Genomic DNA, 11,883 nt, shown 5'->3' with positions numbered 1-11,883 from the left:
AAGAAAGTCCCAGTAGGGAGCTATCACCTGTGTGAGTAGGTCCTACTGGGACTTCTGTTCTTGATGGCACACGTGCCGTCCAAGATGTTTAGGCTTCTTCAGCCTTACGAAGATCTTCTTGCAGCTTAGCGATAATCTCTTTAACGACTTCTGGAGAGAAACCTGTGCCAGCGTCGAGCTTTGCCTGCCAGTCTGCAATAGATTTCTTGATATTTTCTACATTCTGTGCATCTGCCATACCGATAGTGTACGTTAAACCACAACTATTCTTTAGTGTCAGAATACTAATATTGAAAAAAATTTCTTAATATTTTTCTGACTAGGTGTTTTGTTAATAATTCTTTACGTCTTCCGTGTCTCATAAGGTATTAAAGTTATAGAACAAAGATATTAAAAAATTAATGATGATATATCTCCTAGTCGAAAAGTGATATATCCATTTTGCAGTAAAGAGACAACCTTAAAAAATAAAACTTTTTGTTCTTTTCTTCACGAAACCACCTAACCGCAGACACACAAAACACACCGAACCTTAAGATATGCCAGAATGATGAACGTGATGACCGAAAATTTTTCCCAAACAACGAACGCCCCCCACAGCCATGACCTCAACGCACTAGAATCCTTGGCTCAAAGACTAGACCAAACACGCTACTACAACGACGCAATCACAGAACTTCTAGGCCTAGCCGCAACAGAAGCCATAACGCGTGAACAAATCGTTCCCGGAAAAATTCGTGTTGAACACATTCTTCGCGACCAACAATCCACCGCAGAAGAACAAGCTCTGGCATACCTTATTGGGTTCTTTATGCTAGGACGCCAATGCACCGAAACAGAACTCAACCAAGCACTAGGGGAGGACGCCCTACCCCTGCTGAAAACTCTCAACCTCGTTGAAGAATCAACGCCCCAACAATATCGCGCTCTTTTCGACCTCAGACCGCACGGCGCAGATGACGGTACCGAACTTTGGGTCAGCTCCGACGTGCGAGCATATCAGCGTTCCGGCGCCCTGCGTAAAGACCACGTCCTAGGTATCGGGCAAGCCTCTTTAACGCTGGCTCAAATCACCGAACGCACCCCCATCAAACGTGCCCTAGACCTTGGTACCGGATGCGGTATCCAAACCTTCCATCTGCTCTCTCACGCAGAACACGTCACAGCTACTGACATCTCCGAACGAGCCTTAGCCTTCACCCGCTTCAACATCCTGCTCAACGCTAAAGAACTCAATGTTGACCGACATAACCTGCACAACAGAGTCAGCCTCTACAAAGGCTCACTCACCGAACCCGTACAAGGGCAAAAATTCGACCTCGTGGTCTCTAACCCGCCTTTTGTTATTACGCCGCGCACAGCAGAAGAAAAACCAGAAGACCAATTCACCTACCGTGACGGTGGTCTTGCCGGAGACCAACTCGTCCAAACCCTGTTGAATGAGCTCCCCGCAATCCTCGCCCCGAATGGGCGAGCTCAAATGCTCGCTAACTGGGAAATTTGGGAAGACTCTCAACAATGGGACAGCAGAGTACGCCAATGGGTCAACAACGAACTTGATGTATGGTGCATCCAACGAGAAACCCTCAGCCCAGAACAATACGCAGAGACTTGGCTCAAAGACGCCAGCGAACAACGCGACCTGCAACACTATGAACAAGCCTACAAGAACTACCTCCTTGACTTCGCGCAACGACAAGTCACAGCCATTGGGCTTGGTATGTTATGGCTTCGAAAACCAGCACCCTCCACCCCAACGCACCAACCATTACAACGCTACGAAGAAATCACCTACCCCATACAACAACCTCTTGCCCCCTTCATCACTGAAGCAATAGAACTCTACGACCAGTTAAACCAACTCACCTCAGAAGAACTCCTACACGCTCATTTAGAAGTTGCACAAGACGTTACAGAAGAAAGACACGCCCGACCCGGAGCAGAACACCCAGGAGTGATTTTGCTACGTGAAGGAGCAGGGCTCCGTCGAACAATCCTCGAATCAACTGAACTCGCTGGCTTCGTCTCTGCCTGCGATGGAGAACTGAGCGTCCAACAAATACTCGGCGCGCTCGCCGTGCTACTAGAGTGGGAAGATGGCACCCCACGAGAAAAACTTATCCAGCATATTCGTGAACTGATTGAAAAAGGATTCCTCCGGTTCACCTCAGCAGATTAGATTGGCGACATGGCAGAACAAACGAACCCTCCACAACTTCTGACCACTCTTGAAGAAGAGATGTGCTGGAAGCTCATCAACTCTCACAATATCGGTCGGCTCTCCCTACAAGTAGGGCACCGTATTGACATCTTCACCGTCAAATACGTGGTCGAACGGGGACACATCTTTTTTCAGGCGCGTGCAGAAGAGACCTTCTCATCTATCGTGGTCAGCAGACAAGTTGCCTTTGAAGTAGGGGAAGTACACCAAGATATCGTGAAATCAGTCATCATTCATGGCACCGCACAATGGTACCCTCACGACATTAACCTTACAGCCGAACACAAAGCACAATCATTCCTAGCAGACCCACGTATTATGAACTGGGTTGAAGTCATTCCTGAAGAAATCTCGGGGCGACAAATGAGCATCGTACCGCTAGATGAGATGAATCGATAACTGCTTCAAAAACTTCTGAAAAGGTGCCGGCTCTGAACAATGACAGATAATCTGCGCTATTGTTATGCTGAGTCATCATTGACATCGAACATTATCTCAAGAACTTACAACACACAGGTCAAGGAGCAAAGTGCCAACCAAGGCTCAAAATACAGCAGAACATGGTAAATCCCTGCTCATTGTAGAATCACCCTCTAAGGTGAAGACCATTAGCGGTTACTTGGGAAGCGCCTATGAGGTGGAATCCTCCATGGGGCATATCCGAGACCTCCCTCAACCATCTGAACTTCCTGAAAAACTCAAAAAAACTTCAGTGGGTAAGTTCGCTGTAGACCTCGAAGATCATTTTGAACCGTACTACGTCATCAACGCTGATAAAAAGAAGAAAGTTGCTGAACTCAAAAACAAACTTCGAGATTCTGACGCGCTCTACCTCGCAACCGATGGTGACCGCGAAGGAGAAGCTATTGCATGGCACCTACTACAAGTTCTTAAACCCACTGTTCCTGTCTACCGTTTAACCTTCCCCGAAATCACCAAAGAAGCCGTTAACCGCGCATTTGACGAAATTCGTGACATCGACAATAACCTTGTAGACGCTCAAGAAACACGACGAGTACTCGACCGCCTCTACGGTTACGAAATTTCACCAGTGCTCTGGCGCAAAGTCTCACCAGGGCTATCCGCTGGACGTGTTCAATCCGTAGCAACTCGACTCGTCGTCGAACGCGAGCGCGAACGTATGGCGTTCTGTTCTGCTAACTACTGGGACCTAAGCGGAACATTCTGTACCTCAGCTGAAGAAACATTCTCCGCAAAACTGGTTTCAGTCGACGGCGCTCGCGTTGCCACCGGTAAAGACTTCAACGACGACGGCTCATTAAAACCTGCGGCAGCAACGAAAGTGGCACACCTTGATGAGCAGAAAGCCCGTTCTCTTGCCGAGCAACTTGACGGCTCCGCTTTTAGCGTTCGAAGTTTAGAGACTAAACCGTATACACGTCGTCCTGCTGCACCTTTTACCACCTCAACCTTGCAACAAGAAGCAGCCCGTAAATTGCGTTTTTCTTCTCGTTCGACGATGCAGGTTGCTCAGCGTCTTTACGAAAACGGTTATATCACCTACATGCGTACCGACTCTGTTGCTCTTTCAACACAGGCTATTTCTGCTGCTCGTGCTCAAGCGACAGAACTCTATGGCTCTGAATATGTTCCTTCACAGCCACGTGTATACGCGTCTAAATCAAAGAATGCGCAGGAAGCTCACGAAGCGATTCGTCCTGCCGGTGATTCTTTCCGCACACCGGCAGAAGTTCAAGGCTCACTAAGCCAAGATGAGTTCCGTTTGTATGAGCTCATCTGGAAGCGTACAGTGGCTTCTCAAATGGCTGACGCTAAGGGCTCTACTGCTTCAGTTCGTATTTCTGCTACTTCTCGTGACGGACATGACGTGGAATTCGGTGCCTCCGGTACAGTCATTACCTTCCGTGGCTTCCTCGCTGCGTATGAAGAAGGTAAAGACGCTTCACGTAACGCTGAAGATACTGCCTCAGCTAAAGAAGATAAGCGTCTACCTCAATTGGCTGAAGGAGATGCGCTAACAGCTCAAGATGTTACAGCTCTTAGCCACGATACTTCTGCTCCTCCTCGTTATACGGAGGCTTCTCTTGTCAAGGCTATGGACGAATTGGGTATTGGCCGTCCTTCAACCTATGCGGCTGTTATCTCAACAATTATTGACCGTGGCTATGTGGAGAACCGTAGCGGTTCTTTGGTTCCTTCGTGGACAGCTTTTAGCGTGGTGCGTCTACTAGAAGAACACTTTAGTAAGTACGTAGACTATGAGTTCACCGCTCAGATGGAAGAAGACCTCGACGGTATTTCTCGTGGTGAGCAACAGCGCGCTACATGGCTTGAACAGTTCTATTTTGGTGGTGGCGATAAACGCGGGTTGAAACCTATTGTCGATAACCTTGGTGATATCGACGCCCGTGCCATTAACTCTATTGAAGTTTCTGATGGCGTTAACGTTCGCGTGGGACGCTATGGGCCGTATCTCGAGACTGAGCCAACCGTTAACGAAGAAACCGGTGAACTTTCAGACCCTATTCGTGCAAATATTCCGCGAGATCTTGCCCCAGATGAGCTTACGGCTGAAAAAGTTAAAGAGCTTCTCGAACAGGGCAAATCTGACGGTCGTGAACTGGGTGTAGACCCCGAGACGGGGCGTACCATCGTTGCTCGTGACGGCCGTTTTGGTCCGTACGTTACCGAGTTAATTCCTCAAATGTCTGAGGAAGAAATTCAGGCGTGGATGGATGCTCAGCCGGTGGAATATTATAAGAATGGTCGCCCGAAGCCTAAGAAGAAACCAAAACCAGAGAAGCCTCGTACAGCCTCTTTGTTCTCTTCAATGTCTTTGGCAACAGTGACTTTAGAGCAGGCTTTGCAGCTGATGAGTCTTCCTCGCCTGCTTGGGCAGGATGCTGAGGGCGAAGATATCACGGTGCAGAACGGTCGTTTTGGCCCGTATTTGAAGAAGGGGAGCGACTCTCGTTCTATTGGCTCTGAGGAAGAAATTTTTACGATTACTCTTGAGCAGGCGTTAGAGATTTATTCGCAACCTAAACAGCGTGGTCGTGCGGCGGCGAAACCTCCTTTGGCGGAGCTGGGTGTTGACCCTGTTTCTGAGAAGAAAATTGTGATTAAAGATGGTCGTTTTGGTCCTTATATCACTGACGGGGTAACAAACATTACTGTTCCTCGCGGGGATACGATTGAGTCCATCACTCATGAGCGCGCGGTTGAGCTATTAGCTCAAAAACGTGCCAAGGGGCCCGTACAGCGTAAGCGTTCTACGACAAAAAAGACCGCTACGAAGAAGAGCACCACAAAGAAAACTACAGCGAAGAAGAGCACCACAAAGAAAGCTAGCACGACGAAGAAAACTTCTGAGTCCTAGCCAAGGAGCATCTTTGTAAGCCCCTCTGATGCAAAGGATCACCTACGATGGCAGATAACAAAGCCCCTCATATAGGTATCGCATTGTCTACGTCCTGTCTTTTCCCGCTGGGGGTGCCTGAAACGTTTTCTACTGCCGCAGATTTGGGGTATGACAGCATTGAGGTGATGGTGACCGGAAATGCTATCTCTCAAGAGCCGGATGATCTTCGTGATCTTATTCAGAAATATCAGATTCCGATATCTGCTATTCATGCTCCCACCTTGTTGTTGACTCAACAAGTGTGGGGGCGTGCTTGGAACAAAATGCAGATGGCCGCAAAAATGACGAAAGCCGTTGGAGCTGATGTCATCGTTGCCCACCCTCCATTTCGGTGGCAGCGTCTGTACGCTAAAAATTTTGTTCACGGTGTTCGTGAAATATCTGAGCAAGAGAACGTGAAAATTGCTGTAGAAAATATGTATCCGTGGAGTGCCGGTGGTGCATCTGTGCAGATGTATTCCCCAGGGTGGGATCCAACAGAGTTTGACTATCAGTGGATGACATGGGATTTTTCGCATGCTGCAGCTGCTGGGGTTGATTCTTTAGAGTACGTCAAAAAGATTGGAAATCGTCTAGGGCACGTGCATTTGACCGATGGTAGCGGCACAAAAGTTCTTGACGAACATCTACGCCCTGGATATGGCACTCAACCGGTAGCGCAAACTCTCGAGTATTTAGCTCAACAGCAGTGGAACGGTGTGGTGTGCGCAGAAGTGTCTACTCGTGGCGCTCGCGGAGCTGTTGAACGCGATGAGTGGTTGTATGAGACGCTGCAATTTGCTCGTCGCCATTTGGGTCTTGAGTGAACGTTTGAGGCTTGTGAACGGTTCTTGGGTGCGTCTTATCGTGAAATATCGGTGTGAGGGCACTGTTCTTGTGGCTTTGCTCGGCTAAGCTGTGTGGTAGTTACGTCATAAATCATCGTGGCGTGAGAGTCTTTGACACTACCTAAAGGAGTACCTGATGAGTGCAATAGTCACTTTTTGTGGAACAGGGTCGATGAATGGTGCTATAGCTTCTGGACTGATTGCCGCTGGTTATGATTCTTCATCTGTACGAGCAACCGTATATTCGCAACACAGTGCACAGCGTCTTTCGTCAGCATGGGGAATAGAGGGTTCTGAGGGGATTAAAGTTTTTTCGGTCGCTGAAGATCCTCAGGCTAATCTTCGGGCTGTTGCCGGAGCTCAGGCAGTCGTTCTTGGTGTGAAGCCGTATGCGATATTAGATATGGCGCGTGAGATTGCTCCTGCTTTAGAGCCTGATACTTTGGTGATTTCTGTGGCTGCGGGGGTGTCTTTAGAAGGGTTATCTGATGTGTTGCCTGCTGGGCAGCCGGTGATTCGTTGTATGCCTAATACGCCATCTCAAGTGGGCTGTGGGGTGCTTGCGGTCTCTTGTGGTGCTTCTGTCTCTGAATCGCAACGTGAGCTTGCTCTGAAGATTCTAGGTACTGTAGGGAAAGTTTTTGAGGTCGCTGAGGATCAGATGGACGCGGTGACGGCTGTATCTGGTTCTGGCCCCGCTTATTTTTTCTTATTAGCCGAGATGATGATGAAAGCTGGCATCAAGTTAGGTCTTGATGCTGAGCTAGCTGAACAGCTAGCGGTGCAGACTGCTCGTGGTGCTGGTGAACTTCTGGGCGCACAAGGGAATCCTGTGGCTTTACGCCGTGCGGTAACGAGCCCCGGCGGTACGACGGAGCAGGCTATTGAGAGTTTTTGTCAGAATGGGCTGGAAGAAATGACTGAGCAGGCGATGCGTGCTTGTGCTCAGAAATCTGCTCAGATGACTCGTGATTATTCGTAGAAGAGTCAAACAACGTTGTGCGGTCAAAGAAAACGCGTATTACCTGTTGATAACAAGTTGTTTTGAGGGCGTTGTGAATCTTTTCGGTCTTAAGAAGAACGTTGACACGTTAGCAGAATAGCTAGATGAAGCTAAGTGTGCGCTAACAAGAACACCAACATGAGTGCTTTGACCTTTTGACGAGTCGATGATTTGCAACAGTTATATATTTGGGTATCGAGAGGGCTTTTTGAACCAGCCTTTATAGATTCCCTTGCGTTGCAAGGAATAATAGCGAGATGACTGCGGTCGATGAGCTGGCTATGAATACACTCAAAACTATATTGGTTGTTGTTTTCTTATCCCATTGGACAGCTAGATAGCACAGGCCTAGACCTGTGCCTATCATGAGTCCGGAGATGACTGCAATGATGGGTAGGCCTGTTTTAACGGATGGTATCAAAAGGAATAGTCCGTTGAAGGAAAGAATGATAGATAGGCTCAATATTCTGACGCGTTGTGTATCAAAACGGCAGATAGCGTTGTATAGGTTCCTCATGGTGACCTCTAAGTTGTGGATTGTCTGAACGTAATATCTATCAGCGCCACGTACCGCCGATAGCAAGAATTATTCCAGTTACGACTTTGCTCATGGGTGGGAGGGGTAAAGCACCTAGCTATAGCGTACTAGATATTTGCAATACCTCTTTCTTTTGTGCTTTTTCTGTAATCGTTCATGACGAAAGATATCTTGAACAGGTTGCTTCACTTTATTCTGATGATGGCGTTGGTGTCGTTGCGCCGGATATCAGAAAGTGTGGTGAGCTGAAAAACTTAACAGAAAAACGCCGGCTGTAGGGAATCAGCCGGCGTTTTCCAGAACACCAATATCTTAGAGATATTAGTATTATCAGCACGCTCATTTAGCTGGTGGTTTAGGGGGTACCACCTTGTTGCTAAATGCGCAAGCTGTTTTGAACGGGTTCGCAATCCGTCCAGTAATCACTCGCACCTTTAGAGGTGACACTATCATAAGCATGTTTCCTTAAATATGCCAACCTCAACCCGCAAAAATGTGACGATTGCTAAATAAAATGTCTTTTAGCTATAGAACATTTAAATAAAACTCCTAGTAAGAGCGTAAAAAATGCTATTTTTACGAGTTAAGGACGAGCTGCAAAGCGCTCAATAAGATCTACTTGCCCCGAAACAATCAGGAGATCTCTGGACGTTACTTTTGTGTCGGGCGTTGCATACGTGAAATCTTCACCCGGGGACTTCACTCCAACAATCGTGACACCATATTTTCCACGTACATCAGATTCTGCCAAAGTAAATCCTTGAGTCTCCTTCGGCGGATACATTTTAACAATCGCGAAATCGTCATCAAATTCGATGTAATCCAAAAGACGACCAGATACGAGGTGCGCTGCACGTCGACCCGCGTCAGCCTCGGGAAACACTACATTGTGGGCACCGATACGAGAGAGAATCTTTCCGTGTGCAGGGGTAATAGCCTTAGCCCAGATACGTTCAATCCCTAAATCAACAAGATTAGCGGTAATCAACACAGACGCTTCAACAGAGGTACCCACCCCAACAACAGCTGACGTAAAGTCCCCAGCTCCAAGCTGTCGCAGAGCGTCAATATCTGTAGCGTCAGCTTCAACGACGTGAGTGAGCAGACCCGCCCATTTTTGAACTTTGACGGCATCTTTTTCTACCGCCAAAACTTCTTTATTCTGACGTCGTAGCTGGGCGGCGGTAGAGGCACCAAAACGCCCTAACCCAATTACTAATACGGGTGCATTATGAACGGTGCGTTTAGCCAATGATCGGTCTTTCTTCTGGATATTTATAGAGTCGACGGCGAGAGCGCAAAGCTAAGCCGGTTGCCACAGTAATAATACCTATGCGCCCAATAAACATCAGGACAGAGAGCACATAGATACCAGCGGGAGGAAGCCTTGCCGAAAGCCCGACAGAGAGCCCGCAGGTTGCATACGCAGAAATTACTTCAAAAATTACCATATCGAGAGGCTCATCCGTAAGAAACACAATAATGGAGGTGCCTAAGAAAACAATAATGAAGCTCATCATAATCACAGAAATGGCGATACGAAGCACCGAATCAGGAATGGTGCGGTTGAAGGCAATGACAAATTGGTCACCTCGAGCCTCTGCAAGAACTGCCAGAATTACCACGGTAATTGTTGTAATTTTGATGCCACCAGCGGTAGAAGCGGGGCCTCCACCAATAAACATCAACGCATCACTAATGAGCAATGTAATCGGGTTCGTGTCGCTCATCTCTACGAGGTTAAACCCGCCAGAACGTGTCATAACTGAAGCAAATACAGCGTTGATAATCTTCCCGCCTAGAGACATCTCACCGATGGTCTTATCGTTAGACCATTCGAAGAAGCCCCACAATAAAGCGCCGATAAAAAATAATGCGACGGTACCAATGATGGTCAACTTGGTGGTGAGGTTCCATCGGCTAAAAGCTAGAGGGTTCTGTTGCATAATCAAAATAACCGGGAACCCTAGAGAGCCAATAAAAACCCCTATGCAAATGGGAATGAGAATCCATAAATCGTGAGAATACGGGACAAGACCTTGAGAATGTGCGGTAAAACCGGCATTGTTGAACGCTGAGACAGAATAAAAAATACTATGCCAGATACTGTTCTTAACGGACTCTCCGAGCAGAATAAAACGCGGTAAAAGAATGAGCGCGATAGTTGCCTCAATAGAAATTGAGGTCACTGCTACGGTGCGTAATACGGAGCCGAGTTCTCCGAGCTTTCCGATATTCATTGCTTCTTGGGCAATCAGTTTAGAACGCAAACCAAGTTTTTTGCCGACGGCCATGGCGAGTAGAGAGGTCATAGTTAATGTTCCTAGACCGCCAATTTGGAAGGCTAGAAGAATCATCAACTGACCGAAAAAAGACCATTGATCAGCGGTGGATACTGTGGTGAGTCCCGTGACCGTCACCGCAGATGTGGCGGTAAAAATTGCGTGGTGGATAGCCACCCCATGACCGTCTTGAGAAGAAATAGGCAATGCAAGCATCGCACTAAAAAATGCGATAACTAACGCGAAGGCAAGAATTGCTACGCGAGAAGGAGAGGTGCCGATGAGGGCATCAACGAGGTCACGGAAACGAATGAGCATCGCCGATAAAGTATGTGCACCCTCTGTCTCTTTGGGGTGTGCAGGTGTTGGTTCTCGCAACGCCGCTCTCTTTCTTCGGATGAAGGGACTATATGTAGCTTAGTCGCAATGTTTTCTCACAGGAGGATTATCCTTGTGATATAGGCTAAGAACCTGCAAATCAGTAGGTGCTTTTCTTGCTGAGCTTGAGAACCTCGAAGGGTGAAAACGCGAGTAGAAATATGCTAATAACACTGGTCAAAGCCTATATTTATAGGGTGGAATACATGGTTTTAAGCTCAAAATATGCTGAATCCTGCTGAGAATTACTACTCTCTTAGTGTCGATACATTCGCCCACAGGTATATATGTCATGATGTATGTATGATTGATGACGTTTTTGCTGTAATTGCAGACCCTACCCGTCGTCAGATCCTACGAGTTCTTGCCGCAGGCAAACGCCCAGTTGGGGATCTGGTAGACGAGCTAGGCGTGAGTCAACCTACGGTCTCTAAACACCTCAAAGTTCTAAGAAATGCTGGACTCGTTGATACCCAAGCAGTAGGGCAGAAACGTTTTTACTCTCTCACCCCAGAACCTCTCGAAAATGTTCTGGAATGGATTAGCAGCCTCAACCAATGCCACACCCAAACACTGAACATTCTGACCCCTTGGAATAAAACAACAGACAAAGAGCAAACCGATGAGGTCTCAAACACTGTTGAACTGGCGCAAACAGCTACAAATAATAGTGAGCATACAGATCAACAATCTGACCCTGAACCAGTAGCCTCAGCTGGTGAAAAGGCTCCCGTTGAGAGAATAGAACAAGATTTAGCGTCCTCTGACGTATCACACGAACAGCAAACACCCGATGAAGAGTACACACCTGATATTTTTGAATTCGGTGAACCTGGAGACCCCCGACAACGGGTACACACATCAGAATCTCATAGCGCTATTAGTTTTACTCCGTTGATGCCTTTTGTGCCACGTCCGTTAGAGCCCGAGTCTGAGACGCCCAACGAATCAGACCACGACGAAACACAAGATTTCTCCACGGAGGATTCCTCTTCTAATACGTTAGAAGAAACCCCAGAAGAACAACCTGTAGTTCAGAAGCAACAAGAACCAGAAAAAATCGCAGAATCTGCTGAAATAGACAATTCTCAGATGGAGGTTCTCCCAGCGCTTCCTACTGCAGCTGAGATTTCTTCAGAAACGCAGAATAACTCCGCATCAGACTCCCGCGGATTATTTGCGACCCTGACCCGTTGGGGTCGTCGCCGTCCTCACTAGAATCACTATTGAA

Annotated in this window: 11 protein-coding genes; 7 read left to right on the top strand and 4 right to left on the bottom strand. The window is 47.6% G+C overall.

The genetic code is table 11. From position 1 onward, the window contains the following. Positions 1 to 88: 88 nt before the first annotated feature. A complete protein-coding gene (locus tag ACN08Z_RS00240; protein WP_419102645.1) occupies positions 89 to 238 on the bottom strand; it encodes a hypothetical protein in 150 nt (49 codons plus the stop codon). A 321-nt stretch (positions 239 to 559) separates the two neighbouring features. Between ACN08Z_RS00240 and ACN08Z_RS00235 the strand changes: the two genes are divergently transcribed. The 5 genes from ACN08Z_RS00235 to proC all read left to right on the top strand — a co-directional run bounded on the left by ACN08Z_RS00235 (position 560) and on the right by proC (position 7,433). Continuing rightward, a complete protein-coding gene (locus ACN08Z_RS00235; RefSeq protein ID WP_419102644.1) occupies positions 560 to 2,179 on the top strand; it encodes a DUF7059 domain-containing protein in 1,620 nt (539 codons plus the stop codon). A 9-nt stretch (positions 2,180 to 2,188) separates the two neighbouring features. After that, positions 2,189 to 2,620, top strand: coding sequence for a pyridoxamine 5'-phosphate oxidase family protein (locus tag ACN08Z_RS00230; RefSeq protein WP_419102643.1), 432 nt, complete (start codon positions 2,189 to 2,191; stop codon positions 2,618 to 2,620). 130 nt (positions 2,621 to 2,750) lie between these two features. Further along, entirely contained in the window at positions 2,751 to 5,582 is a 2,832-nt protein-coding gene (topA, locus tag ACN08Z_RS00225; RefSeq protein WP_419102642.1) for a type I DNA topoisomerase, read from the top strand. Positions 5,583 to 5,629: 47 nt separating this feature from the next. Then, positions 5,630 to 6,430 carry a sugar phosphate isomerase/epimerase family protein gene (locus ACN08Z_RS00220; RefSeq protein ID WP_419102641.1) on the top strand — a complete coding sequence of 267 codons (801 nt, stop codon included), beginning with the start codon at positions 5,630 to 5,632 and terminating at the stop codon, positions 6,428 to 6,430. A gap of 157 nt (positions 6,431 to 6,587) precedes the next feature. Continuing rightward, positions 6,588 to 7,433, top strand: a complete 846-nt coding sequence (gene proC / locus ACN08Z_RS00215) for a pyrroline-5-carboxylate reductase (RefSeq protein ID WP_419102640.1) — start codon at positions 6,588 to 6,590, stop codon at positions 7,431 to 7,433. 241 nt (positions 7,434 to 7,674) lie between these two features. Here proC and ACN08Z_RS00210 read toward each other — a convergent pair whose 3' ends face one another. Next, the gene (locus tag ACN08Z_RS00210; protein ID WP_419102639.1) at positions 7,675 to 7,971 is read right to left on the bottom strand and encodes a hypothetical protein; all 297 of its coding nucleotides are present in this window, start codon (positions 7,969 to 7,971) and stop codon (positions 7,675 to 7,677) included. Between the two features lie 20 nt (positions 7,972 to 7,991). On the opposite strand from ACN08Z_RS00210, the gene ACN08Z_RS00205 reads away from it, so the two are divergent. Continuing rightward, positions 7,992 to 8,270, top strand: coding sequence for a hypothetical protein (locus ACN08Z_RS00205; protein WP_419102638.1), 279 nt, complete (start codon positions 7,992 to 7,994; stop codon positions 8,268 to 8,270). Between the two features lie 305 nt (positions 8,271 to 8,575). On the opposite strand, the gene ACN08Z_RS00200 is transcribed toward ACN08Z_RS00205, so the two are convergent. Both ACN08Z_RS00200 and ACN08Z_RS00195 read right to left on the bottom strand, forming a co-directional pair. Then, the gene (locus ACN08Z_RS00200; protein ID WP_419102637.1) at positions 8,576 to 9,244 is read right to left on the bottom strand and encodes a potassium channel family protein; all 669 of its coding nucleotides are present in this window, start codon (positions 9,242 to 9,244) and stop codon (positions 8,576 to 8,578) included. After that, entirely contained in the window at positions 9,237 to 10,592 is a 1,356-nt protein-coding gene (locus tag ACN08Z_RS00195) for a TrkH family potassium uptake protein (RefSeq protein WP_419102828.1), read from the bottom strand. The genes ACN08Z_RS00200 and ACN08Z_RS00195 overlap by 8 nt, the downstream gene beginning before the upstream one ends. 363 nt (positions 10,593 to 10,955) lie before the next feature. Between ACN08Z_RS00195 and ACN08Z_RS00190 the strand changes: the two genes are divergently transcribed. Beyond that, a complete protein-coding gene (locus ACN08Z_RS00190) occupies positions 10,956 to 11,870 on the top strand; it encodes an ArsR/SmtB family transcription factor (protein ID WP_419102636.1) in 915 nt (304 codons plus the stop codon). The last annotated feature ends 13 nt before the right edge of the window (positions 11,871 to 11,883 follow it).

The organism is Rothia sp. P7181, assembly GCF_048513015.1.
Taxonomy (GTDB): domain Bacteria; phylum Actinomycetota; class Actinomycetes; order Actinomycetales; family Micrococcaceae; genus Rothia.
The sequence above is the reverse complement of the archived record's forward strand: the minus strand, read 5'-3'. Positions and strand labels throughout refer to the sequence as shown.

What these genes read in the sequence shown, in the direction of transcription:
- ACN08Z_RS00240 (WP_419102645.1), bottom strand. Translation starts at nt 238, where the DNA reads ATGGCAGATGCACAGAATGTAGAAAATATCAAGAAATCTATTGCAGAC.
- ACN08Z_RS00235 (WP_419102644.1), top strand. Translation starts at nt 560, where the DNA reads ATGACCGAAAATTTTTCCCAAACAACGAACGCCCCCCACAGCCATGAC.
- ACN08Z_RS00230 (WP_419102643.1), top strand. Translation starts at nt 2,189, where the DNA reads ATGGCAGAACAAACGAACCCTCCACAACTTCTGACCACTCTTGAAGAA.
- ACN08Z_RS00220 (WP_419102641.1), top strand. Translation starts at nt 5,630, where the DNA reads ATGGCAGATAACAAAGCCCCTCATATAGGTATCGCATTGTCTACGTCC.
- proC (WP_419102640.1), top strand. Translation starts at nt 6,588, where the DNA reads ATGAGTGCAATAGTCACTTTTTGTGGAACAGGGTCGATGAATGGTGCT.
- ACN08Z_RS00210 (WP_419102639.1), bottom strand. Translation starts at nt 7,971, where the DNA reads ATGAGGAACCTATACAACGCTATCTGCCGTTTTGATACACAACGCGTC.
- ACN08Z_RS00195 (WP_419102828.1), bottom strand. Translation starts at nt 10,592, where the DNA reads ATGCTCATTCGTTTCCGTGACCTCGTTGATGCCCTCATCGGCACCTCT.
- ACN08Z_RS00190 (WP_419102636.1), top strand. Translation starts at nt 10,956, where the DNA reads ATGATTGATGACGTTTTTGCTGTAATTGCAGACCCTACCCGTCGTCAG.